Genomic DNA, 22,507 nt, shown 5'->3' on the forward strand with positions numbered 1-22,507 from the left:
TCCCCTCTCCCCCCCGGGGAGAGGGTTAGGGTGAGGGGGCCGCGCGGCGAGGATCTTCAAGAGTCGAGCCCCCAGTCCCCCACTAAATCCACCCTGTGCATCCCCCTCACCCCGCCCCTCTCCCCGGGGGGGAGAGGGAGGAATCCATCACCCGCGTCTCCACCGTCCAGCCCGTCCCGTGCGCCGCGATGGCGGCGACGGTGCCCGGAAGCACCCGGCGGTCGAACAGGCTCCAGTCCGCCGGAATTCCCACATCCCCCCGCAAGCCCTCGCCGATCTCCAGCAGGGCCGGCGGCGCGCCGGGCGTGACCTCCACCGCGAACTGGTCGAGCGGCATCGACAGCCCGACGCCGGCCGCCTTGATGAAGGCCTCCTTCCGCGTCCAGGCCAGCAGGAAGCCCTCGTCCCGCCGCTCCGGCCCCAGCGCCTGCAGGGCGGCACGCTCGGTGGCGTGGAAGAAGCGGTCGGCGATGCCGTCGGCGCTTTCGATCGGGCGCAGCCGTTCGATGTCGACGCCGATCCGCCCCTCCGCCGCCACTGCGATGGCAAGGCTGTCCTCGCTGTCGCTGAGGTTGAAGGAGGGACCGCCGGGCAGCGCCGGCTTGCCATGCGTGCCGTAATCGAAGACCAGCGCCGCCGGATCACGGCCGGTGCAGCGCCCCAGCAGCAGCCGCAACAAGCCCCGGCGCAGCACGAAGCGGTCGGTCAGCCGTTCCATCAGAAACCGGTCGGCGCGCTCCACCTCGTCGGCGGACAGCAGGGCGCGCATCGCCGACCTATGGGCCGACAGCCCGGTCAGATCGGCGAACCAGACGCGGACGACTCCGGGCTTCAGATCATAATCGCCGGCGCACCCGCCCGCCGCCTTCGTGACGCTCGTGTCATGCATCGGACAGCGATCCTCCCTCTTGAATTAGCGTCCTGGCTCCGGCAGGGGTTTCGGGTATCATGCGCGCCTCTCGCATCCGCCCCCGCATCCGGACCAGGATCCCATGGTTGACACCGCCCTGCTCGCCCCGCACCTGACCAACGTTCTTCGCGACGCCTTCATCCCGGAGCTGCCCAATCATTACCGCGGCAAGGTGCGTGAAAACTACGACCTTCCGGATGGGCGGCGGATCCTCATCACCACCGACCGGCTGTCGGCCTTCGACCGCGCCCTGACCGCCATCCCCTTCAAGGGGCAGGTGCTGACCCAGACCGCGCGCTTCTGGTTCGAGGCGACGAAGGACATCTGCGCCAACCACGTCCTGGAATACCCGGACCCCAACGTCGTCGTGGCGAAGCGGCTGACCATCATGCCGGTCGAGGTCGTGGTCCGCGACTACATGGCCGGCACCACCGGCACCTCGGTCTGGTCGATGTACAAGCAGGGCCGGCGCGAGATGTACGGCCACATCTTCCCCGACGGGCTGCGCCAGAACCAGAAGCTGGGCACCCCCATCATCACGCCGACCACCAAGGCCTTCGACGCCGGCCATGACGAGGAACTGACCGCGACCGAGATCGTGGAGCGCAACCTGCTGACCCGCGCCCAGTGGGACGAGGTGTCGGACAAGGCGCTGGCCCTGTTCGCCCGCGGCCAGAAGATTGCGGCGGAACGCGGCCTGATCCTGGTCGACACCAAGTACGAGTTCGGCTTCGACGAGGACGGCAACATCCTGCTGGCCGACGAGATCCACACCCCCGACAGCTCGCGCTACTGGTTCGCCGCCAGCTACCAGGAGCGGTTCGAGGCCGGCGAGAAGCCGGAAAGCTTCGACAAGGACTTCGTCCGCAACTGGGTCGTCGCCCGCTGCGATCCCTACACCCAGGACGTTCCGGAGATCCCCGCCGACGTGGTTCTGGAAGCCGCCCGCGTCTACATCGAGGCCGGCGAGACCATCACCGGCCGCCCGTTCGAGGTGCCGGCGACCGCCGTCCCGATCCTCGACCGCATCCGCGCCAACCTGGCGCCCTACTTCACGAAGTAAGAGGGCGGGCTCCATGCGCGTCGCCATCCTCGACGATTATCAGGGGGTCGCGCGCGACCTCGCCGACTGGTCGCAGCTGCCGCCGGGGAGCGACCTGACGGTCTTCGACAAGCCGCTGGGCGATGAGGCGGCGGTGGCGGCGGCGCTGGAGCCCTTCGACGTGCTGGTGATCATGCGGGAACGGACGCCGTTCCCCGCAGCCCTGATCGACCGGCTGCCGAACCTGAAGCTGCTGGTCACCACCGGCGCCCGCAACAACGCCGTCGACCTCGCGGCCTGCGCCGCCCGCGGCATCCCCGTCTGCGGCACCCGCATGGTCGGGACGCCGACGGCGGAACTGACCTGGGGCCTGATCCTGGCGCTGGCCAAGCGCATCCCTGCGGAAGAGAGGGCGCTGCGCGAGGGGCGCTGGCAGACCGGGCTGACCGGCGATCTGGCCGGCAAGAGGCTGGGGCTGGTGGGCTTGGGCAAGCTCGGCAGCAAGGTCGCCCAGGTCGGCCAGGCCTTCGGCATGGAGGTGGTGGCCTGGAGCCCCAACCTGACCGACGAGCGCGCCGCCGCGGCCGGCGTGACCCGCGTCGAAAAGCGCGACCTGTTCGGCAGCTCCGACGTGGTCAGCGTCCATCTGGTTCTGAGCGAGCGCACCCGCGGCGTGGTGGGTGCGGCGGAGATCGGCGCGATGAAGCCGACGGCTTTCCTCGTCAACACCTCGCGCGCCGGGCTGGTGGACGAGGCGGCGCTGGCCCATGCGCTGCGCCACGGCCATATCGGCGGCGCCGGCATCGACGTCTTCCCCATCGAACCCCTGCCGAAAGACAGCCTTTGGCTTGACCTTCCCAACACCGTGCTGACGCCCCATCTGGGCTACGTGACGCGGGAGAATTACGCGGTGTTCTACCGCGACGCGCTGGAGGACATCCTGGCCTGGACGGCCGGTTCACCGGTGCGGCTGCTCTCTCCCGGCTGAACGGGAAACAGAGACGGAGGGCACCGGTGAGCTGGCGGGACAGGGTTGGAGACGGCGTCCGGGGCGGCATCTGGGCAAGGATGGGCAGGCACCAGCTGGGCATGCTGGTCGGCATGTCGGTGGTCGCCGGCCTGCTGTTCGGCTTCGTCGAACTGGCCGGCGAGGTGATGGAGGGCGAAACCAGCGCCTTCGACAAGCGCCTGCTTCTGGCCCTGCGCGACCCGCTGAACCCCGAACAGCCCGGCGGCCCCTGGTGGCTTTCCCGCGTGGCGCGCGACATCACATCGCTCGGCAGCACCACCATCCTCACACTCGTCACCGTCGCCACGCTGGGCTTCCTGCTGCTGTTGCACAAGCGGGCGGCGGCGCTGCTGGTCCTGGTGTCGATCGGCGGCGGCGGGACGCTCAGCACCCTGCTGAAGATGCTGTTCGACCGCGCCCGCCCCGATCTGGTGCCGCACGGCGATCAGGTGATCTCCGCCAGCTTCCCCAGCGGCCACGCCATGCAGTCGGCCGTGGTCTACCTGACGCTGGGCGCGCTGATGTCCCAATTCGTCGAGGGCCGGCGGACCAAGGCCTATCTGCTGACCTGGGCGATGCTGCTGACGCTCGTCATCGGGTCGAGCCGCGTCTATCTGGGCGTCCATTGGCCGACCGACGTGCTGGCCGGCTGGAGCGTCGGCGCTGCCTGGGCGGCCTTCTGCTGGATGATCGCCGAATGGCTGCAGCGGCGCGGCGCGGTGGAGCAGGACCGGCCGGAGGCGACGGCGGGGCGCTGATCGGGCTGCATCGCCGAAAGGGTTAACAAGCGGGTTGAATACGGACGCCTGCCCGCCGATAGTGTCGGCCCTAACCCTTTCGGATCAGGCCGCATCATGCCTCACGGCACCCTCGACCGCGAAACCCTCGAAGCCGTCGGCGTCCTTGCCCGCGCGGTGGAACGCGAGCGGGTGCCCGGCGTCCTGGAATGCCGCCTGCTGGCGAACGCCCTGAAACGCACGCTGGACAGCGGGCGGGAGCGCGAGTTGACCGAGGCGTCGCGCGTCTTCCGCACGCTCGACGCCGACCTGCGCGATCGCATCGTCGCCCGCGCGCGGGTGGAAGCGCAGCAAGCCCGTGCGGAAGCGAAGGGCAAGACCACTGACCGCGATGCGGTGACCCAGGAAATACCGGCCGTCACCCGCCATGCGCCGGACCAGAAGGGCCGCGAACAGAAGGGCCGGGCCGGCACCAACTTCCTGGCGGCCCTCAACGGCCTGCGTCCGGCGGCGACCGCCGGCAGCCGGGGTGCCGCCCGCGACCGCCTGCGCGCCGCAGTCGACACGCAACGCCGCGTCGGGCAGCGGGTGGAACCGACGCTGGAGTGAGTGAGAGGGGCGACGCCTCAGGCCGGCGCTTTACCCCTGCCCCAGCGCGCAACGCGCAGCGGCCAAGTCCCACGCCGCACAGCCGACGCTCTTGAACAGGCGCGGGCGCCCGTCCGTCGCGCGGCCGTCCAGCGCATCGACCAGCGACTTCACCGTCGCCCAGTCCACGCCGGCCTGGATGAAGTCGCCAGCCTCGTGGCGGGCGCCGGCGGGATCGTCGACGAACAACTCGCTGCCATGGACGGCGGTTGGGCCGAACTCCGCCATTTCCGGCTTGAAGGCACCGACGCCGACCAGCAGTCGGTCCGGGCGCGGCGTCTCGTCATAGATGGGGGACAGGCTGGTGGTCAGCGCGATCACCACCTCCGCCGCGGGATCGACCGCGCCGCTCATCGGCCGCAGGTCCACACCCTGCCCGCCCTGCCTGGCGCAGAAGGCGGCGGCGCTGTCCAGGCTGCGGCTGTGGACGTCGATGCGGATGCCGGGATAGAGCGCCGCGAGCGCCGCGACATGGCCGGCCGACTGGGTGCCGGCGCCGAGCAGCGCCACATGGCGCGGGGCCGGAGCCAGCGTGCGGATCGCCAGCATCGACACGGCGGCGGTGCGGCGCGCGGTGACGGTCGGGCCGTCCAGAATAACCTGGGGGGCACCGGTCGCGGCGTCGAAGGCGCTGACCACGCCATGGATGGTCGGCAGTCCCTTGGCGCCATTGCCGGGGTTGACGTTCACCAGCTTGTGGATGGCGATGTCCGCCGCCGTGGCCGGCATGGACAGCAGCACGCCTCCATCCGGCAGCGGCAGCACCTGCCGTTCCGGGCTGGTGATGCGGCCGGCGGCATAGTCGCGGGCGGCTGCGGCCACCGCGTCGCACAAGGCGGGGAAAGGAAGACGGGCGGCGGTCTGTTCGGCGGTGAGAACGGCGAGCAAGGACACGGTGAGCGGCTTCCTCTCTCATGAGTTGGGAAACGGTCAGGCGCGGGCGCGCTCGATCTCCACGCCGACGCTGGCGGCGTCGGGGAAAACATCCAGCTTTTCCACCCGCACCTTGGCCATCGTCACCCGTGCGTCGGCAAGGCAGCGTTCGGCGATGCGCTCCGCCAGCGTTTCCACCAGCGTGACGTGGCCTTGGGTGACCACGCCCTTGACGATGGTCGCCATGTCCTCGCCGGTGACGCCGGGGGCGATCACCTCGAGGTCCAGGTTCAGGCGGATGCGTTGCGGCTTCAGCCGCTCATGGGCATAGACGCCGATCAGCGCGTCCATCACCAGATCGCGCACGAAACAACGGGTGGACAGCGCTGCCGGGGCCGAGCGCGGCACCGGGGCGGTGACGGTGGCAAAGAGCTTGTTCATGGACGAAAGCCCTAACACGGCGGCGGCGCCGCTGCCAAGCAGCCGTCCCGGCCCATAACCATACCGGACGGACAGGTCTGGGATGGACTCAGTGCATTTCCGAGCGGATGCGCTCGCGCAGCACGTCGATCGGGCGCAGATCCTCGCCCTCCTCATAATGCCAGAAGGTCCAGCCGTTGCAGGCCGGCAGGCCGGCCATGGCGGCACCCACCTGATGGATCGAACCGCGATGGTCGCCGCGCGGGCCGGAGCCGATCAGCGTGCCGTCGGCGCGCACGCGGGCGGCGACGCGGCGGCGCTGGTCGAACAGGGTCGAGCCGGGGCGCAGAAGCCCGCGTTCCACCACCCAGCCGAAGGGAATGCGCGGCGCGCTGCGCTTGGGCGGCGTGTCGAGGATGGCCGCCTCCGGCGCCTCCTCCACCGCGTCGATGCGGGCCTGCGCCGCCTTGACGTAGGTGTCGTCGCGTTCCAGCCCGATCCACTTGCGGCCGAGCCGCTTGGCGACCGCGCCGGTGGTGCCGGTGCCGAAGAAGGGATCCAGCACCACGTCGCCGGGGCGGGAGGAGGATAGGATCACCCGGTACAGCAGCGATTCCGGCTTCTGCGTCGGATGGGTCTTCTTGCCGTCCTCGTCGCGCAAGCGCTCGCCGCCGCTGCAGATCGGCAGCAGCCAGTCGCTGCGCATCTGAAGATCCTCGTTGAGGCTCTTCATCGCGTCGTAATTGAAGCGATAGCGCGCATCCTTGTCGCGCGCCGCCCAGATCATCGTCTCGTGGGCGTTGGCGAAGCGGGTGCCGCGGAAGTTCGGCATCGGGTTGGTCTTGCGCCAGACGATGTCGTTCAGAATCCAGAATCCCAGATTCTGCAGCGTGGCGCCGACGCGGAAGATGTTGTGATAGCTGCCGATCACCCACAGCGAGCCTTCCGGCTTCAGGATGCGGCGGGCGGCCGTCATCCAGTCGCGGGTGAAGCGGTCGTAGGTCTCGAAATCGTCGAATTTGTCCCACTCGTCATCCACCCCGGCGACGCGGGTGTGGTTCGGCCGCAGCAACTCGCCACCCAACTGCAAGTTGTAGGGCGGATCGGCGAAGACGAGATCGACCGACGCGGGCGGCAGATCGTTCATGAGAGCGATGCAATCGCCGACCAGGATACGGTTTTCAGGGAGCATTTTACGACCGGCAAAGAACTGAAACTCGGCCGGACAATGAGTCGCGGCCGAGTCGCCGTCAACAGCTTTCTTTGCCAAGTGACGAACGCTCAGCCGCTTAGTGCCTTTTGGCGTTTCACTGGTGCAAAACTGACTCGGTGATGCGGCGTGACACCATGGCGGGTCAGCGCGTCCAGATGCTCGGGCGTCGGATAGCCGGCATTTCGATCCCATCCATAGTGTGGATACTGGGCCGACAACCGCAACATCTCGCTGTCGCGCGCCACTTTGGCGAGAATAGAGGCGGCGGCGATGGACTGGCTGCGGCTGTCGCCCTTGACGACCGCCACCCTCTCGCACGCGATGTCGGGGGTGAATTTTCCATCGACCAGCGCCGCGTCGGGGGCCGGGCCGGGCAGCGCCAGATAGGCCCGCTTCATCGCCAGCAGCGTCGCCTTGTGGATGTTCAGTTCGTCGATCTCCGCCGCCGACGCCTCGGCGATGGCGAATGCCAGCGCATGCGCCCGGATCGCCGGCTCGATCTCCTCGCGCAGACGGCGGGTGACGGCCTTGCTGTCGTCGATCTGGGCGGCAATCTCCGGCGGCAGCCCTTCGGGGGCCAAGACCACGGCGGCGGCGACCACCGGGCCGCAGAGCGGGCCGCGGCCGACCTCGTCGATGCCGCAGACGCGGCGCCCGGGACCGAAGCCGGCCTCCAGCGACAGATCGGGGCGCTGCCGGGGAACGGCTGCTTTGCGGGGCGCTTTGGCAGGCATCGGGGGACGGCCTTCCGGAAGGGGTGGGATGGGGCCGCTTGATAGCGGCAGCGGATTCCGGGCGCAAGGCCGCGGCCATTTGCGTCAACCAAGCTCTTGAGAAGCGGCGCACGGCTGCGCTATGGATGCGCCCCGCAACGCCGGACCACGCCATCACCCGAGAGCAGGCCATGACCGACACGACCCAGACCGCCGCCGAATGCCCCTGCCGTTCCGGCAAGCCGCTGGACGCCTGCTGCGGTCCCTATCTGGCCGGCATGCCCGCCCCGACGGCCGAAGCGCTGATGCGCTCGCGCTATTCCGCCTTCGCCACCGGCAACATCGATTACCTGCACGACACGCTGCTGCCCAGCACCCGCGACGACTTCAACCGTGAAGAGATCGAGACCTGGGCCAAGAACAGCGTCTGGACCGGCGTGGAGATCCGCTCCACCGAAGCCGGCCAGCCCGGCGACAGCGAAGGCTTGGTGGAGTTCGTCGCCCGTTTCAGCATGAACGGCAAGCCGATGACCCACCACGAGACCAGCCGCTTCACCCACCAGGACGGCCGCTGGTTCTATGTGGACGGCCAGCTGGGCGCCCGCCCGCGCAGCGGCCCGAAGGTCGGCCGCAACGACCCCTGCCCGTGCGGCAGCGGCAAGAAGTACAAGAAGTGCCACGGCGCCTGAGCCTGCACGCCTGACGGCCGCACCCTGAGTCGCGGTTGAGTCGTCACGCTGCACCTGCACAATTTCGGCGAAATCGGCCCGCCCCGCCCATCCATTGGGCGGCGGCGGTGTTTTTGTTGTGCGCGCAGGGTCGAATCACGCAATGACGATTGAATTATGGGTCGGAACCGATCATCCTTCGATGGCCCTGTTCCGGGTCTCCCTCTTTGGTGCTTTGCCGGGATGGGGTTTAACACGACAGATGAGACGATACTGATGTTCGACCGTCCGCAGCGCTCTTCCTTCCGCGCTCCTGAAATCACCCAGCGCGACATCCGCGCCACCGTCAAGTGGTTCAACGCCACCAAGGGCTTCGGCTTCGTCACCCCCGACGACGGTTCGCCCGATGCCTTCCTGCATTCCACGGTTCTGCAGTTCTGCGGACACGACAGCCTGCCCGAAGGCGCGACCATCACCTGCGACCTGTCGCGCGGCCCGAAGGGCCCGCAGGTCGCCACCATCCACGCGGTCGACACCTCGACCGCCGCTCCGAGCCGCCCGCGCGCCCCGCGCGAGCGTGACAGCTGGGGCAACGACGGCGGCTACGGCGGCGGCAACAGCTACGGCGGCGGCACCCGCGGCGGCTACGGCGCCGACAGCTACGGCGACTCGGACAGCGGCGAGACCGTCGACGGCACGGTGAAGTGGTTCAACGTGTCGAAGGGCTTCGGCTTCATCGCCCCGTCGACCGGCGGCAAGGACATCTTCGTGCACATCCGTGCGCTGGAGCGGTCGGGCATCAGCGGCCTGGACGACGGTGCGCAGGTCCGCGTCACCATCCGCCAGGGCGCCAAGGGTCCCGAGGCTCAGCGCATCGAGATGGCCTGATCTCTCATCGGTCGTTGTGATGTGAAAAAGCCCCCGCTCCAATGGAGCGGGGGCTTTTTCATACCCGAAACGCGTTGATGAAGCGCGTTACGAATCCAGGCAAGGGGCGCCGCCGTCGAGTGCCGTGTCCCAGTAATGGCAGGCCACATGGTGGCCGGGCGCCACCTCCTCCAGCGGCGGGACGGCCTGGGCACAGAAATCGCGGGCCAGCGGGCAGCGTCGGCGCAGGGCACAACCGCCGGGCGGGCTGAAGGCAGAAGGCGCGTCGCCATCCAAGGCCGGGCGTTCGCCACGGGCCGCAGCCAGCATCGCCCGGCTATAGGGATGCAGCGGCGCCGTCCGCAACGTCTCGGAATCGGCACTCTCCACCACACGTCCCGACAGCATCACGATGCCGCGATGGGCATCGCGCAGCCCCTCCAGGTAGCGGTCGGTCGCCAGCACCAGTGCCAGACTGCGCCGGTCACGCACCGCCGTAAGGCGATCGAGGAAGGCTTCGCGCTCCTCCGCCGACAGGCTGGCGGCGGGATCGTCGGCGATCAGCACCCGCGGTTCCGGCAACAGGGCGCGGGCGAGCCCGGCATGGGCAGCCTCCGCCTTGCCAAGCCCGCCGGGCCAGCGGAGAGCCGTGTCGTGGCGTAGCCCGGCCTCCTCCAACGCCTCGTCGATGCGCAGCTCGCGGCGGTTGGCAGCGATGTCCGGGCGCAGGCTTCCCAGCGCCAGGGCGAACTGGTCGCCGATGGTCATGGCGGGATCGAAGGAGGCGGCCGGGTCGGGGAACAGCGGCTGCAGGTCGCGCCGGGCACGGCGCAGGCCGCCGGGATCCGCATCCTCCCCCGCCGCGTCGGCCGGCGGCGCGGCAGCGGCGGCAAGATCGCGGCCCATCCAAACCACCGCCCCCGCCGTCGGCGGCGGCAGGCACAGCAGCGAGCGGGCCAGCGTCGCCTTGGCGCTGCCGGTCTCGCCCAGCAGGGCCAGCGTCTCCCCCAGGCCGAGATCCAGGTCGATCCCGTGCAGCACGGTCAGTGCCCGTGGTTCCCCCTTCGGACTGGGGGCGAGCGGATAGGCCATGCCGACGCCGCGGGCATGCAGGCGGGCGGTCCCCGGCGCGTCCATCGGCGCCACCGGAGCGATGCGCGGCGGCTCATATGGCAGCAGACGGCCGCGGCGCAGGGACAGCACGCGGTCGGCGGGGCCGGCCACGCCGTCCTCCGGCCGTCCGGCCAGGATCAGCGCCACCCCGTCCGCCCGCGCCCAGTCGGCCAGCCGATGGAGAAGCCGCAGCCGCACGGTCGGGTCCAGCCCGGCGGCCGGCGCATCGGCCAGCAGCACCGCCGGCCCCACCGCCGCCGCCATGGCGAACAGGCAGGCCCAGCGCAGGGAGTCCGGCAGCTGTTCGGGGGGCAGGTCGAACCGGCGGGCGGCGGGCGGCACGCCCATGCGGTCCAGCCCGTCGGCCATCCGGCGCAGCGCGCCACGCAGGTCCAGCCCCAGATGATGGCCGACCACCTCCGCCACCTGCAGGGCCAGCGGCCGGCGCGGCGCCAGACGCCCACCCTGGGCGATCAGCAGGCGCCCCTCGACATGGGCGCTGCCGGCCATGTCCACCCCGGCGAGTGGCTGGCCGGCGAGCGCGCCGAGCAGGGCGGTCTTGCCGCTGCCGGCACCGCCGGTGATTGCCAGCACCTCCCCGCGCTCCACCCGCAAGGTGGCACGGTCGAGCAGGACGCGGTCGCCGACCATCAGGGTCAGCGCCTCGGTCTCCACCGGGGCGGGCTTGGGCGTGGGTTTCGGGGCGATGTGGTTCATGGCCTACGGTTTCCCGCCACCGCGGCATCGGCGATGGCGCAGGCGGCCCAGAGGGCGAGCGCCAGCAGCAGGGCCGGCGGGACGAAGGCCACCGGGTCGCCCAGCCGAGCCGCCAGCCCGACCGAGGCGCCCCAGCTGCCGAGCGCCGGCGGCAGGCCGAGGCCGAGCAGGCTGGCCGCACTTTCCGCCGCCAGCACGCGCGGCAGGGCCAGAGTCCCGGCGGCCAGCAGCGGGCGTGCCGCGTTTGGGATCAGGTGGCGGCGCAGCACCTCGCCCTCCGACAGGCCGGCGGCGCGGGCGGCGGTCAGGAACTCCGCCCGCAGCAGCGCCGACAGCTCGGCATGGGCGAGCGCGGCGACGGCGGGGGCGGCGGTCAGTGCGGTGACGACGGCCAGCGGCCCGACCTCCCCCACCAGCCCGCCGGCCAGCGGCACCAGCAGGGCGAGCGGCAGACCGGCCAGCCGGTGGGCGGCGGCGATGGTCCGCCGCTCCGCCCTGGTACCCGACAGCTTGCCGAGCAGCCCGGCCAGCAGCGCCCAGCCGACGCCCAGCGCGCCGCCCAGCACCGCAGCCAAAAGCGCGAAGGACAGGCTGCCCCGCCCGTCGAGCAGGGCGGCGGCCACCGGATCGGCGTCCAGCCGCTGGATGGCGGCCCCGTCGGCCATCAGCGGGGCGGCGGCCGAGGCGAGCGCCAGGGCGACCAGCACCGCGGCCCCCGACAGGCCACGGGCGAAGCCGGCGCGCGGCGGCACCGGGTGGGGCGACACCGGGTGGGACTGCGGTGATTGGTCGAACTCGGCCATCGAATCCCTTCGTCCGTCACGCCCCGTCATAGGGCGTGGAGCTGTGGTTGGCCGGATCGATCCAGTCGCGCACGGCGAGGCCGAGAGCACCCAGCAGCGCGGTCAGCCCGCAGAGCGCCACCAGCACCGGCAGCGATCCCGCCGCCGATCCGCCGCGGGCGGCGTCGATCATCAGCGCCCCCGCCCCCGGCAGGTCCAACAGGCTTTCCAGCGCCACCGCCCCCACCATCGCGGCCAGCACCGCGGCGCGCAGGCCGCCCATCACCGGGGCGACCGCCTGCGGCAGGGCGTGGTGGCGCAGCACGGTGCGTTCGTCCAGCCCCAGGCCGCGCGCCATGCGCACCGCGCCGCCCTCCGGCCCGGCGCCGAGCGCGCGCTCCATCGCCGGGCGCGACAGCCTCGCCGCCTGGCAGGCGGCGGGAATGGCGAGCGCGGTCCAGCCCAGCGGTGCCGCCGACGCCCCTGCCCGCACGGCGAGCGCCGCGACGGCGGCCAGCAGGAAACCCGGCAGCAGCGGACCCGCCCCGGCGAGGAACCGGCCGATCAGCCCGCCCGCCGAGCGCGGCGCCACCGCCGCCCAGGAGCCGGCCAGGGCGCCCAGCGCGGTGCCCACCGCCAGCGACGGCAGGGTCAGCAGCAGCGTCACCGCCAGCCCGCTCAGCAGCGCCGTCGCGGCGTCCGGCTGCGGCGCCACCAGCGCCGACAGCCCGATCCCCGCCGCCATCGGCAGGATGGCGGTCGGCACGGCATCGATCAGGCGGCGGATCAGGGGGCGCGGCATCGGAAGAACGGTATCGGGGGAAAACGGCATATCGGGTGCGACATGCGACCGTAAGCGCCCCCACCCCCATGGGGCAACAGAATTAGCGCCGGCCCCGGATCCGCAGCGGAAAAGCCGTCCTGCCCGAATTTTCGACCGGCAGCATGGCCGGGGTGGCTGCAATTCCCGGCAGCTTTCACCAAATGGCTGAGGGCGGGGAAGGAAAGGCCTTCCCAGATGTTATGACCCAGGACACACAGACGACCGGACCCCATGTACGCCCATTCGCCCCAGCCGCTTCCCTCCGCCGGACCGCCGCCCGAGGCCGCCGTCCCCGCCGGCGCGCTGCGGCCGATCCTGGAACCGGGACGGACCTGCTGGCGGGTGGAGGAGACGGCGCGGCTGGGCGTCATCGTCGACGGCGAGGATTATTTCGCGCTGGCCAAGGCCGCCATGCGGCGGGCCCGGCGCACCATCTACATGACCGCCTGGGATTTCGACGCCCGCATCCGCCTGATGCCGCAGACGCGCCGCCCGCGCCGCCCCGACCGGCTGGGCACTCTGCTGAACTGGCTGGCGACCACCCGGCCCGACCTGCACATCCATGTGCTGAAGTGGGACTACGCCGAGCTGTTCGACCTCGCCCGCTGGTCGCACCCCTTCATGCTGCGCAACTGGCTGACCCACCGCCGCCTGCAGTACCGGCTGGACGGCGACCACCCGACCGGCGCCTGCCATCACCAGAAGATGCTGGTGATCGACGATCAGGTCGCCTTCTGCGGCGGGCTGGACATCACCGCCAACCGCTGGGACACCCGCGCCCATCATGGCCACGACCCACGGCGGCGCCAGCCCGACGGCAAGCCCTACGAGCCGTTCCACGACGTGATGATGGCGGTGGACGGCGCCGCCGCCCGCGCGCTGGGCGAGATGTTCCGCGAGCGCTGGGCGCGGGCGACCGGCGAAACGCTGCTGCCCCCCGCCCCGTCGCCCGGCCGGCCGCCGCGCCGCCATCCGCTGGCCGCCGACCCCTGGCCGCCAGGCTTCGAGCCGATGCTGCGCGGCGTGCGCGTGGGCATCGCCCGCACCGATCCGGCCTGCAACGGCCGCGAGGCGGTGCGCGAGGTGGAAGCGCTCTATCTGGAGGCAATCGCCCAGGCGCGCGAGGTCATCTATCTGGAAAGCCAGTATTTCGCCTCCACCGCGGTGGCCGAGGCGCTGAAGGCCCGGCTGGCGGAGGAGGACGGGCCGGAGGTGATCGTCGTCAACCCGGTGCGCACCACCAGCTGGCTGGAGAACACCGTGATGCTGGGCGCCCGCGCCCGGCTGACCCGCGAACTGCGCGAGGCCGACCGGCACGGCCGCTTCCGCCTGTTCGCCGCGCTGACCGACGGCGGCGCCTGCATCACCGTGCATGCCAAGGTGATGGTGGTGGACGACCGGCTGCTGCGCATCGGCTCCGCCAACCTCAACAACCGCTCCATGGGCCTCGACACCGAATGCGACCTGGCGCTGGAAGCCGGGCCGGGGCCGGAGGACGCCGAGACCCGCCGGGCGATCCGCCACACGCGCGACGACCTGATCGCCGAGCATCTGGGCACCAGCCCGGCCGCGGTGGCGGCGGCGCACCGGCGGCTGGGCTCGCTCGCCGCGGCCATCGAGTCGCTGCGCAAGCCGGTGGGGCGCACGCTGGAGCCGCTGCACGACCCCGAGCCGGATGGGCTGGCCGCCGCGGTCGCCGACGCCCGCGTCTTCGATCCCGAACATCCGGTCGACGCGGTGGACATCGTGCGCCGGGTGCTGCCGTCGCGGATCCCGCGCACCCGCCACTGGCTGATGCTGGCCGGCATCCTGGCGCTGCTGGGGCTGTGGGGGATGTGGCGCTACACCGCGCTCAGCGAATGGGCGACGCTGGACGCCGTGCTGTCGGTCTTCCAGACCTTGCGCGACAGCCCGCTGGCGCCGCTGTGGGTGATCCTGGCCTATGTCGCCGGCGGCTACGTCATGTTCCCGCTGACCGTGCTGATCGCCGCCACCGCCATCGTGATGGGTCCGTGGTGGGGCTTCCCCACCGCCATGGGCGGGGCGGTCGCCTCGGCGGTGGCGATGTTCTGGACCGGCCGAATGGCGGGGCGCGACCTGCTGGACCGCCATGGCGGTCCGTTGATCGCGCGGCTCAACGAGAAGCTGGCGGACAGCGGCATCGCCGCGGTGGCCAGCGTGCGCGCCGTGCCGGTGGCGCCCTACACCGTGGTGAACCTCGCCGCCGGTGCGTCCAAGCTGCGCTTCGGCGATTATGTGATCGGCACCATGGTCGGTCTTGCGCCCGGCATCCTTGCCTTCAATCTGCTCGGGCACCAGCTTGAACGGACCATCGGCAATCCCGGCGCCGCCGACATCGCGCTGCTGGTGGCGATGGGTGCGGTGGCGATCGGGCTCGGCTGGCTGACGAGCCGGCTGCTCGGCCGGTCAGGACGGAAGGTCGGGCGGAAGACACAGGAAAATGGCCGGCAAGACGACAGGCCGGAGGAAAGGATTTTGGAACCGTGATCCGTTTCAGCCGTGAGCGTGTCCAGCGCATCGCCGCCGCGTTGCGCGCAGCCCGTGCCCGCCGTCCCCGCCGCGCCGACCGCCGCAGTTCCCCCGTTCCGGACGGCATGGCCGCGTTCAGCGTCGCCACCTGGAACATTCACAGCTGCGTCGGGCTGGACGCCCGATTCGCGCCCGACCGCATCGCCCAGGTGATCCGCGACTTGGAGGTTGACCTGATCGGGCTGCAGGAAGTCGGCTGGCACCATCGCGGCGAATCGGGGATGGACCAGTTCGCCTTCCTGGAACAGCACACGGGCATGAAGGCCTATGCCGGCCCGACCAAGCACAGCGAACGTGCCCATTACGGAAACTGCCTGCTGACCCGCCTGCCGGTGCGCTCGATGGAGACGATGGACCTCTCCGTCGGCAAGCGCGAGCCGCGCGGCGCCATCGACGCGGTGGTGGAGGTGGAGGGCCGCCCGGTGCGGGTGATCGTCGCCCATCTCGGCCTCGATCCCTGGGAACGGGCCAAACAGGTCGGCGACATAGTGTCGCGGGTGTTGGACCAACCGGAGCTGCCCACCCTGTTCATGGGCGACCTGAACGAATGGACGCCCAGCTCGCCGCGGCTGCGCCATCTGGCCGCCTCCTTCGCCGACGTCGCCAACCCGCGCAGCTTCCATGCCCGCATGCCGACCCTGCGGCTCGATCGCATCTATGTGACGGGAGGCTTGCAAATCCCCGCTTTCGAGGTAGTGCGCAGCGTCCTGACCCGTCGGGCATCGGACCATCTGCCGGTCCGCGCCGTGCTGGCCGTCCCCTGATCGTCAGCCATTTCCCTGAACGTCAGTATGACCAACGGAGTCACGCGCCGGGGTCATAGCGGGATTGTTGCGGTTGATAATTTTTTGTGCACCGCAATGTTCTTTTAACAACAGAGCTTTGCAAATGCGAAGAGGCTCTTGACCTATACGCGACCCCTGACGAAGGATATGGTTGGTAATACGATCAATAAGTGGTCGAAGGAATAACGAACCGGACCAACGTACCCTGGCCGACCGGGGGTAGCCGTGATGTGAGGATCTGACTTGCTGTATCACCTGTACGACATGCAACACGCGGCCATGCGGCCGATGCGTTTCTGGGCCGAAGCCGCCCAGCACACCTTCCAGAACCCGCTGGTTCCGCTGTCCTACACCAAGCTCGGCCGGGCGGTCGCCGCCGGGGCGGAGCTGATGGAACGGACGACCCGCCGCTTCGGCAAGCCGGCCTTCGGGCTGGCGGAGACGGTGGTCGACGGTCGGACCGTGCCGGTCACCGAACGGTTCGTCTGGCAGTCGCCTTTCTGCAAGCTGCTGAACTTCGCCAAGCCGGAAGGCACGCCGCGCCAGCCGAAGGTGCTTCTGGTCGCCCCGATGTCGGGCCACCACGCCACGCTGCTGCGCGGCACGGTGGAGGCGCTGATCCGCGACCATGACGTCTACGTCACGGACTGGATCGACGTGCGGCTGGTGCCGATGTCGGCCGGGCGCTTCGACCTGGACGACTACATCGACACGGTGGCGGAGCTGATCCGCTTCCTGGGGCCGAACACCCACGTCATCGCGGTATGCCAGCCGGCGGTTCCGGTGATGGCGGCAGTGTCGCTGATGGCGGCGGCGGACGAGCCGGTTCAGGCCCGCAGCATGACCCTGATGGGCGGGCCGATCGACCCCATGGCCAACCCGACGACGCCGGTCAAGCTGGCGATGGAACACCCGCTGAAGTGGTTCGAGCGCAGCGTGATCACCACGGTCCCGGTCTATTATCCGGGCGCCTTCCGCCGCGTCTATCCGGGCTTCATCCAGCTGTCGGGCTTCATGTCGATGAACCTCGACCGCCACATCAACGAGCATGTCGGGCTGTTCCGCCACCTCGTCCGCGGCGACGGCGATTCGGCCGAGCAGCACCGCCGCTTCTACGACGAATACCTGTCGGTGATGGACCTGTCGGCGGAATTCTACCTGCAGACCATCGAGACGGTGTTCCAGAAGCACGCCCTGCCCAACGGCACCATGGTGTCCCGCGGCCGCAAGGTGGAGCCGGCGGCGATCGCCAAGACCGCGGTGATGACGGTGGAAGGCGAGTTGGACGACATCTCCGCCCCCGGCCAGACCATCGCGGCGCAGCGCCTGTGCTCGTCCCTGCCGGACGGGATGCGCAAGACGCATTTCCAGAAGGGCGTCGGCCATTACGGCATCTTCAACGGCCGCCGCTGGCGCGAAGCCATCCTCCCGGAAATCCGCAGCTTCATCCGGAGCCACGACGGGGAGTGAGGGCGAACTGTTCCTTGCGGAGTCAGACCCCCACCTAACCTCCCCCGCTGGGCGGGGGAGGGACTGCCGCCCTCTCCCGGACCAGCATTTAACCCCCTCCCCCGCCCAGCGGGGGAGGGTTGGGGTGGGGGTCTAACGTTCCCACCCCCGCCCCTCAATCCACCATCGTCCGCGCCTCGGTGAAGGCATCCATATGCCCCAGCCCGCCGGTCGCGCCGGCCTTCACCCGCATGCCGGCCGTCGCGATGTGGAACAGGTAGCCGAGCGCGAACAGCGCCACGAACAGCCCGAACACCAGGGCGTTGTAGTAGATCATCGTCACCAGGGCCAGCACCGCCAGCACCAGCGAGATCGCCGGGAACACCGGATAGAAGGGCGCGCGGTAGGGGCGCTCCAATGCCGGTTCGGCGGTGCGCAGGCGGAACAGCGCGGCCATGCTCATGATGTACATGACGATGGCGCCGAACACCGACATGGTGACGATGTTGGCGGTCAGCGGCAGGCCCCCGATCTGGATGAACTCGTCGGAATAGATGGCGGCGATGCCGACCACGCCCCCGGCCAGAACCGCCCAGTGCGGAGTCTTGCGGGTCGGGTGCAGGCGGGACAGCACCGGCGGCAGGAAGCCGGCGCGGGACAGCGCGAAGATCTGGCGCGAATAGCCCATGATGATGCCGTGGAAGGACGCGATCAGGCCGAACAGGCCGATCCACACCAGCATGTGAAGCCAGCCGCTGGACTCGCCGACCACCGCCTTCATCGCCTGGGGCAGCGGGTCGTTGATGTTGGACAGCGCCTTCCAGTCACCGACGCCGCCGGCGAAGATCATGGTGCCGAAGGCGAGCGCCACCAGCGTCAGGATGCCGCCGATATAGGCGCGCGGCACGGTGCGCTTGGGGTCCTTGGTCTCCTCGGCCGCCATCGCCGCGCCCTCGATCGCCAGGAAGAACCAGATGGCAAAGGGGATCGCGGCGAAGATGCCGCCGAAGGCGTCCATGCTGAAGCTGTTCGACCCGGCCCAGCCGTTGGCGGTGAAGTTCGCCCAGGAGAAGCCGGGGAACACCACGCCCATGAACACCACCAGTTCGAAGATCGCCAGCAGCGTGACGAACAGCTCGAAGGTGGCGGCGATGGACACGCCGGCGATGTTCAGACCCATGAAGATGACATAGGCGCTGACTGCCGCCAGCTTCGGGTCGAGCCCCGGAAACTGCACGTTCAGATAGGCGCCGATGGCGAGCGCGATGGCCGGCGGCGCGAAGACGAACTCGATCAGCGTGGCGAACCCGGCGACGAAGCCCCCCTTCGGTCCGAACGCGCGGTAGCTGTAGGCGAAAGGACCGCCGGCATGGGGAATGGCGGTCGTCAGCTCGGTAAAGCTGAAGATGAAGGTGGTGTACATCGCCGCGATCAGGATCGTGGTGACGAGGAAGCCCAGCGTCCCCGCCGCCGCCCAGCCGTAGCTCCAGCCGAAATACTCGCCGGAGATCACCAGCCCCACGGCGATCCCCCACAGATGGAGCCCGCTCAGGCTCTTGCTCAATTCAGGCTTCGTGTTCCCAGACATGTTGCCTCCTGCCCCTGTTCAAGGCTTTGGATTTAGTGGCGTTGGTTTGGATGGCGGCGCTCTCTCACGGCACCCGGTTTCCTGGCTCGGTCAGTTGGTTTTTCTCGTTGTCCGGACCGGCCAGGGACGGGGCGTCCTCCTTCAGGGCGACCCCCGTCAGCTTCAGCCGCGCCGCCTCGGTTGCGAGCCAGCACAGCTTGTCGGCGGCCGTCCGGATGGACAGGCCGTCGGAATGGATGTTGGAAATGCAGTTGCGTTCGGAATCGGCGCGGCCGGGCCTGGGGTCCCAGGTCAGGTAGACCCCCAGCGATTCCGCGGCCGACAGGCCGGGCCGCTCCCCCACCAGCAGCGCGACGAGCCGGGCGCCCATGGCCGATGCCACCTCGTCGCCCAGCGCCACGCGCGCCTGTCCGGCCAGCACCACCGGGCCGATGCGCAGATACCCCAACCGTGCCGTGCAGGCATGGACCAGCGGCGCCGCATTGACCTGCACCGCGGCGGCCGACAGCCCGTCGGCGATCACGAACAGCAGGTCCCACTCACCGCCCGGCAGGGTCGCCGCGCTGGCCGGATCCAGCCGGCGGCCGAGATCGGGCCGGCGCAGGTAGGTCGGCCGGTCTGATGCCGCGCTGTGGACGCGGATCGTCTCCAGCGGCGCGAGGTCGGCAGCCAGCCGATCGAAATCGACCGCGCTGTGCACCGCGTCGCGGGCACGGGCATGGGCCAGCTGGAACTCCAGCAGCGCCTTGGTCGGCAGGGCGTCGCCGCTGCGGCCCAAGGCGATGCGGGCGCGGGTGGCGCTGCGGAAGCGCGCCCAGGGATCTTTCTGAGTATCGCTCATCGCGCCGCACTCCCCAGCAGGGCGGAGACCACGAGGCTCTGGTCGGGCCAGGGCGGCAGGCGGCGCTGCTCGTCGAGCCAGCCGGCCTTGTCCAGCCACGCCTCGAACTCCGGGGCCGGCGGGCGTTTCAGCAGATGCCGCAGGCCGAGCACGTCATGGTAGGACAGGCTCTGGTAGTTCAGCATGACGTCGTCGGCGCCGGGCACGGCGATCAGGAAATTGACGCCCGCGGTCGCCAGCATCGTCATCAGGACGTCCATGTCGTCCTGGTCGGCCTCTGCATGGTTGGTGTAGCAGACGTCGCAGCCCATCGGCACGCCGAGCAGCTTGGCGCAGAAATGGTCTTCCAGGCCCGCCCGCGTGATCTGCTTGGCGTCATAGAGATATTCGGGGCCGATGAAGCCGACCACCGTGTTGACCAGCAGCGGGTCGAAGGCGCGGGCGACGGCATAGGCGCGGGTTTCCACCGTCTGCTGGTCGACGCCGAAATGGGCGTCGGCCGACAGGGCGGACCCCTGCCCCGTCTCGAAATACATCACGTTGTCGCCGATGGTGCCGCGCTTCAGCGATCTGGCCGCCTCCTGCGCCTCGGCCAGCAGTGACAGCGTGACGCCGAAGCCGGCATTGGCCTTCTCGGTGCCGGCGATGGATTGGAACACCAGATCGACCGGCGCCCCGCGCTCGATCGCCTGGATCGTCGTGGTGACATGGGCCAGCACGCAGGACTGCACCGGAATGTCGAAGCGGGTGCGCACGGCGTCCAGCATCTCCAGCAGCGCGATGCAGGCCGGGACGTTGTCGGTCGCCGGGTTGATGCCGATCACCGCGTCGCCGATGCCGTAGAGCAGCCCGTCGAGCGTCGAGGCGGCGATGCCGGTCGGGTCGTCGGTCGGGTGGTTGGGCTGCAGCCGGCTCGACAGCCGCCCCGGCAGCCCGACCGTGGTGCGGAAGCGGGTGACGACCGAACATTTGGCGGCGACGCAGACCAGATCATGGTTGCGCATCAGCTTGGACACCGCCGCCGCCATCTCCGGCGTCAGGCCGGGGGCGAGCGCCGTCAGCGCCGCCGTGTCGGCCTCGTAGGACAGCAGCCAGTCGCGGAACTGCCCGACCGTCATGTGCGCCACCGGCCGGAAGGCCTCGGCATCATGGCGGTCGATGATCAGGCGCGTCACCTCGTCGGTCTCGTAGGGGACAAGCGCCTCGGTCAGGAAGGTCTTCAGCGGCAGGTCGGCCAGGACCATGCGCGCCGCCACCCGCCTTTCGTCGCTGTCGGCGGCGATGCCCGCCAGTTCGTCCCCCGACCGCCGCGGCGAGGCGCAGGCCATCAGCGCCTTCAGGTCGTCGAAACGGTGGCGTTGCCGCCCCAGATCGCAATGGTACCCAGCCATGCCGGCCTCCCGCCCGTCTCATCCCTCGGGCAAGAGTGGCACGGGACGGACGGCGGGCAGTTGACCGTAGAACACAAAATGCGGTGTTCGACCTTCGTGAGAATTCCTTCTCCCCGACCAGGATCCCCTCTCCCCGGGGGGGAGAGGGGGAGGCGCCCATGGGGAGTAGCGGAAACGGCGACGCTTCAGCCCAAGCGCGACCTTCGGCGGTGCAATCGGGTAGGCGGCCGAACCTGTAGCCCGGCCATACCGTTCATCTCGCACCGCAGCGCGCCGCCCGTTACCGGACGCCGCGCGCGCACCGAAAGAAGGAGACCGTCATGCTGACGCTGTTGCGCACCGCCGTCCTGGTCCTGCCGCTGGTCGCCGTGGCCGCCTGCCACAAGGACGGCCCGGCCGAACGGGCCGGCGAGTCCATCGACAACGCCGGCCAGAGCGTGAAGGACGCCATCGATCCGCCAGGTCCCGCCGAAAAGGCCGGCCGCGCCATCGATCGCGCGGTGGATTGATACCCGCTTCGCTCAGCGGGCCGCGAGGTCCCGGTCCCGCCCGGCCGGCTGGATCCCCGACACCTCCAGCAGCAGCTTGCTGAGAATCGCGTCGGCGAAGGCGTCGAAGTCGCGGGCGGGGACCAGGAAGGCGCCGGGGCCGCCGATGACATGGTCGCGGTAATAGCCCTCCAGGTCGTTCGGCGCCGCGCCGCCCCAGGGGTTGGGCCGGTCGTTCAGGATCGGCAGCCCGTTGATGGTGATGCCGCTGGCGACCGCGGCATCGCGCGCCTCCTCCACCGGGCGGCCGCGGTTGTTCTCGCCGTCGCCCGACAGGTCGATGACCCGCCGCGTGCCCTCGAACCCATTGTTCTCGAACAGCGGGACGGAATAGTCGATGGCGGAGCTGATGGAGGTCCATTGCTCCGTCATCATCGGAGCCTCCGCCACCATGCCGGCGAACCGCTCGATGCTGGGCGGATCGCTCAGTTCGGTCCAGCCGACGACGGTGTGCTGGTGGCCCTCCCCCGCCCATTCCACATAAGTGGCGCTGATCCGGCCGAAGGGTCCGCCACGGATCGCCGCCTGCACCTTCGGGTTCAGCAGCGCCTGGACATAGCCGTTGCGCTGAAGCTTCGCCTCGTCCGGATCGACGCTGCCGGACACATCCACCGCCAGGACCAGTTCCAGATCCACCGGCGTCTGGGCCGCGGCCGGGACTGCGGATAAGGACAGGCATAAGGGGGTGAGGATCAGGACGCAGGCCGGGAAACCAGAAAGGAGTTGGGCCAAAAGACGGTATGCACGCATACGCACCCCCCTTCGCCACGGCTGTCCGGACGCCTGGCGTCCGGACGAAGGATTGAGGATTGGTATGCGA

General features: G+C 70.0%; 22 protein-coding genes. 10 read left to right on the top strand and 12 right to left on the bottom strand.

Features of this window, described 5'->3' with window-relative positions:
- Window positions 1-106 precede the first annotated feature (106 nt).
- Entirely contained in the window at window positions 107-889 is a 783-nt protein-coding gene (locus ACWPKK_RS26505) for a 4'-phosphopantetheinyl transferase family protein (RefSeq protein WP_452010392.1), read from the bottom strand.
- Between the two features lie 103 nt (window positions 890-992).
- On the opposite strand from ACWPKK_RS26505, the gene ACWPKK_RS26510 reads away from it, so the two are divergent.
- The 4 genes from ACWPKK_RS26510 (at window position 993) to ACWPKK_RS26525 (ending at window position 4,307) form a co-directional block, all read left to right on the top strand.
- Window positions 993-1,973, top strand: coding sequence for a phosphoribosylaminoimidazolesuccinocarboxamide synthase (locus tag ACWPKK_RS26510; RefSeq protein ID WP_452010394.1), 981 nt, complete (start codon window positions 993-995; stop codon window positions 1,971-1,973).
- 13 nt (window positions 1,974-1,986) lie between these two features.
- Window positions 1,987-2,940, top strand: coding sequence for a D-2-hydroxyacid dehydrogenase family protein (locus tag ACWPKK_RS26515; RefSeq protein ID WP_452010397.1), 954 nt, complete (start codon window positions 1,987-1,989; stop codon window positions 2,938-2,940).
- Window positions 2,941-3,020: 80 nt separating this feature from the next.
- Window positions 3,021-3,719, top strand: coding sequence for a phosphatase PAP2 family protein (locus ACWPKK_RS26520; protein ID WP_324870900.1), 699 nt, complete (start codon window positions 3,021-3,023; stop codon window positions 3,717-3,719).
- A gap of 96 nt (window positions 3,720-3,815) precedes the next feature.
- Window positions 3,816-4,307 (top strand): hypothetical protein, encoded by a 492-nt coding sequence (locus ACWPKK_RS26525; protein ID WP_452010399.1) that lies wholly within the window; start codon window positions 3,816-3,818, stop codon window positions 4,305-4,307.
- Window positions 4,308-4,337: 30 nt separating this feature from the next.
- Here the strand turns inward: ACWPKK_RS26525 and lhpI are convergent, their stop codons facing one another.
- From lhpI to ACWPKK_RS26545, 4 genes are all read right to left on the bottom strand, one after another.
- Window positions 4,338-5,240, bottom strand: a complete 903-nt coding sequence (gene lhpI / locus ACWPKK_RS26530; protein WP_452010402.1) for a bifunctional Delta(1)-pyrroline-2-carboxylate/Delta(1)-piperideine-2-carboxylate reductase — start codon at window positions 5,238-5,240, stop codon at window positions 4,338-4,340.
- A gap of 36 nt (window positions 5,241-5,276) precedes the next feature.
- The gene (locus ACWPKK_RS26535) at window positions 5,277-5,660 is read right to left on the bottom strand and encodes a dihydroneopterin aldolase (protein WP_085092178.1); all 384 of its coding nucleotides are present in this window, start codon (window positions 5,658-5,660) and stop codon (window positions 5,277-5,279) included.
- 88 nt (window positions 5,661-5,748) lie between these two features.
- Window positions 5,749-6,831, bottom strand: a complete 1,083-nt coding sequence (locus ACWPKK_RS26540; protein ID WP_452010405.1) for a DNA methyltransferase — start codon at window positions 6,829-6,831, stop codon at window positions 5,749-5,751.
- 89 nt (window positions 6,832-6,920) lie between these two features.
- Window positions 6,921-7,586, bottom strand: coding sequence for a ribonuclease HII (locus ACWPKK_RS26545; protein WP_452010407.1), 666 nt, complete (start codon window positions 7,584-7,586; stop codon window positions 6,921-6,923).
- A 170-nt stretch (window positions 7,587-7,756) separates the two neighbouring features.
- Between ACWPKK_RS26545 and ACWPKK_RS26550 the strand changes: the two genes are divergently transcribed.
- Both ACWPKK_RS26550 and ACWPKK_RS26555 read left to right on the top strand, forming a co-directional pair.
- Complete coding sequence (locus ACWPKK_RS26550) at window positions 7,757-8,254, top strand: YchJ family protein (protein ID WP_452010409.1); 498 nt, start codon at window positions 7,757-7,759, stop codon at window positions 8,252-8,254.
- A gap of 255 nt (window positions 8,255-8,509) precedes the next feature.
- Entirely contained in the window at window positions 8,510-9,121 is a 612-nt protein-coding gene (locus tag ACWPKK_RS26555) for a cold-shock protein (RefSeq protein ID WP_452010411.1), read from the top strand.
- 87 nt (window positions 9,122-9,208) lie between these two features.
- Here ACWPKK_RS26555 and ACWPKK_RS26560 read toward each other — a convergent pair whose 3' ends face one another.
- Genes ACWPKK_RS26560 through ACWPKK_RS26570 form a run of 3 tightly spaced genes read right to left on the bottom strand, consistent with a single transcriptional unit; the run spans window position 9,209 to window position 12,514 of the window.
- Complete coding sequence (locus tag ACWPKK_RS26560) at window positions 9,209-10,930, bottom strand: oligopeptide/dipeptide ABC transporter ATP-binding protein (protein WP_452010413.1); 1,722 nt, start codon at window positions 10,928-10,930, stop codon at window positions 9,209-9,211.
- On the bottom strand, window positions 10,927-11,733 hold the full coding sequence (locus tag ACWPKK_RS26565) for an ABC transporter permease subunit (protein ID WP_452010416.1): 807 nt from the start codon (window positions 11,731-11,733) through the stop codon (window positions 10,927-10,929). The genes ACWPKK_RS26560 and ACWPKK_RS26565 overlap by 4 nt, the downstream gene beginning before the upstream one ends.
- A gap of 16 nt (window positions 11,734-11,749) precedes the next feature.
- Window positions 11,750-12,514 (bottom strand): ABC transporter permease subunit, encoded by a 765-nt coding sequence (locus ACWPKK_RS26570; RefSeq protein WP_452010419.1) that lies wholly within the window; start codon window positions 12,512-12,514, stop codon window positions 11,750-11,752.
- Between the two features lie 252 nt (window positions 12,515-12,766).
- Between ACWPKK_RS26570 and ACWPKK_RS26575 the strand changes: the two genes are divergently transcribed.
- From ACWPKK_RS26575 to ACWPKK_RS26585, 3 genes are all read left to right on the top strand, one after another.
- Complete coding sequence (locus ACWPKK_RS26575) at window positions 12,767-15,043, top strand: VTT domain-containing protein (protein WP_452010422.1); 2,277 nt, start codon at window positions 12,767-12,769, stop codon at window positions 15,041-15,043.
- Complete coding sequence (locus ACWPKK_RS26580; RefSeq protein WP_452010425.1) at window positions 15,040-15,849, top strand: endonuclease/exonuclease/phosphatase family protein; 810 nt, start codon at window positions 15,040-15,042, stop codon at window positions 15,847-15,849. The genes ACWPKK_RS26575 and ACWPKK_RS26580 overlap by 4 nt, the downstream gene beginning before the upstream one ends.
- Window positions 15,850-16,113: 264 nt before the next feature.
- Window positions 16,114-17,340: a polyhydroxyalkanoate depolymerase gene (locus ACWPKK_RS26585; RefSeq protein WP_452010428.1), complete on the top strand. Its 1,227-nt coding sequence runs from the start codon at window positions 16,114-16,116 to the stop codon at window positions 17,338-17,340.
- Between the two features lie 154 nt (window positions 17,341-17,494).
- Here ACWPKK_RS26585 and eat read toward each other — a convergent pair whose 3' ends face one another.
- The 3 genes from eat to ACWPKK_RS26600 all read right to left on the bottom strand — a co-directional run bounded on the left by eat (window position 17,495) and on the right by ACWPKK_RS26600 (window position 21,139).
- Window positions 17,495-18,907: an ethanolamine permease gene (gene eat / locus ACWPKK_RS26590; RefSeq protein WP_452010430.1), complete on the bottom strand. Its 1,413-nt coding sequence runs from the start codon at window positions 18,905-18,907 to the stop codon at window positions 17,495-17,497.
- A gap of 64 nt (window positions 18,908-18,971) precedes the next feature.
- On the bottom strand, window positions 18,972-19,748 hold the full coding sequence (eutC, locus tag ACWPKK_RS26595; RefSeq protein ID WP_452010433.1) for an ethanolamine ammonia-lyase subunit EutC: 777 nt from the start codon (window positions 19,746-19,748) through the stop codon (window positions 18,972-18,974).
- The gene (locus tag ACWPKK_RS26600) at window positions 19,745-21,139 is read right to left on the bottom strand and encodes an ethanolamine ammonia-lyase subunit EutB (RefSeq protein WP_452010436.1); all 1,395 of its coding nucleotides are present in this window, start codon (window positions 21,137-21,139) and stop codon (window positions 19,745-19,747) included. Before ACWPKK_RS26600 ends, eutC begins: the two co-directional genes overlap by 4 nt.
- A 320-nt stretch (window positions 21,140-21,459) precedes the next feature.
- On the opposite strand from ACWPKK_RS26600, the gene ACWPKK_RS26605 reads away from it, so the two are divergent.
- Complete coding sequence (locus ACWPKK_RS26605; RefSeq protein ID WP_085092305.1) at window positions 21,460-21,648, top strand: hypothetical protein; 189 nt, start codon at window positions 21,460-21,462, stop codon at window positions 21,646-21,648.
- Between the two features lie 12 nt (window positions 21,649-21,660).
- On the opposite strand, the gene ACWPKK_RS26610 is transcribed toward ACWPKK_RS26605, so the two are convergent.
- Window positions 21,661-22,437: a DUF1194 domain-containing protein gene (locus ACWPKK_RS26610; RefSeq protein ID WP_452010439.1), complete on the bottom strand. Its 777-nt coding sequence runs from the start codon at window positions 22,435-22,437 to the stop codon at window positions 21,661-21,663.
- Window positions 22,438-22,507 lie beyond the last annotated feature (70 nt).

This window comes from Azospirillum largimobile (assembly GCF_977007025.2).

Coding starts and splice junctions, on each gene's coding strand:
- ACWPKK_RS26505 (WP_452010392.1), bottom strand. CDS start 889: ATGCATGACACGAGCGTCACGAAGGCGGCGGGCGGGTGCGCCGGCGAT.
- ACWPKK_RS26510 (WP_452010394.1), top strand. CDS start 993: ATGGTTGACACCGCCCTGCTCGCCCCGCACCTGACCAACGTTCTTCGC.
- ACWPKK_RS26515 (WP_452010397.1), top strand. CDS start 1,987: ATGCGCGTCGCCATCCTCGACGATTATCAGGGGGTCGCGCGCGACCTC.
- ACWPKK_RS26520 (WP_324870900.1), top strand. CDS start 3,021: ATGGGCAGGCACCAGCTGGGCATGCTGGTCGGCATGTCGGTGGTCGCC.
- ACWPKK_RS26525 (WP_452010399.1), top strand. CDS start 3,816: ATGCCTCACGGCACCCTCGACCGCGAAACCCTCGAAGCCGTCGGCGTC.
- ACWPKK_RS26535 (WP_085092178.1), bottom strand. CDS start 5,660: ATGAACAAGCTCTTTGCCACCGTCACCGCCCCGGTGCCGCGCTCGGCC.
- ACWPKK_RS26540 (WP_452010405.1), bottom strand. CDS start 6,831: ATGCTCCCTGAAAACCGTATCCTGGTCGGCGATTGCATCGCTCTCATG.
- ACWPKK_RS26545 (WP_452010407.1), bottom strand. CDS start 7,586: ATGCCTGCCAAAGCGCCCCGCAAAGCAGCCGTTCCCCGGCAGCGCCCC.
- ACWPKK_RS26550 (WP_452010409.1), top strand. CDS start 7,757: ATGACCGACACGACCCAGACCGCCGCCGAATGCCCCTGCCGTTCCGGC.
- ACWPKK_RS26555 (WP_452010411.1), top strand. CDS start 8,510: ATGTTCGACCGTCCGCAGCGCTCTTCCTTCCGCGCTCCTGAAATCACC.
- ACWPKK_RS26560 (WP_452010413.1), bottom strand. CDS start 10,930: ATGAACCACATCGCCCCGAAACCCACGCCCAAGCCCGCCCCGGTGGAG.
- ACWPKK_RS26565 (WP_452010416.1), bottom strand. CDS start 11,733: ATGGCCGAGTTCGACCAATCACCGCAGTCCCACCCGGTGTCGCCCCAC.
- ACWPKK_RS26570 (WP_452010419.1), bottom strand. CDS start 12,514: ATGCCGCGCCCCCTGATCCGCCGCCTGATCGATGCCGTGCCGACCGCC.
- ACWPKK_RS26575 (WP_452010422.1), top strand. CDS start 12,767: ATGTACGCCCATTCGCCCCAGCCGCTTCCCTCCGCCGGACCGCCGCCC.
- eat (WP_452010430.1), bottom strand. CDS start 18,907: ATGTCTGGGAACACGAAGCCTGAATTGAGCAAGAGCCTGAGCGGGCTC.
- eutC (WP_452010433.1), bottom strand. CDS start 19,748: ATGAGCGATACTCAGAAAGATCCCTGGGCGCGCTTCCGCAGCGCCACC.
- ACWPKK_RS26600 (WP_452010436.1), bottom strand. CDS start 21,139: ATGGCTGGGTACCATTGCGATCTGGGGCGGCAACGCCACCGTTTCGAC.
- ACWPKK_RS26605 (WP_085092305.1), top strand. CDS start 21,460: ATGCTGACGCTGTTGCGCACCGCCGTCCTGGTCCTGCCGCTGGTCGCC.
- ACWPKK_RS26610 (WP_452010439.1), bottom strand. CDS start 22,437: ATGCGTGCATACCGTCTTTTGGCCCAACTCCTTTCTGGTTTCCCGGCC.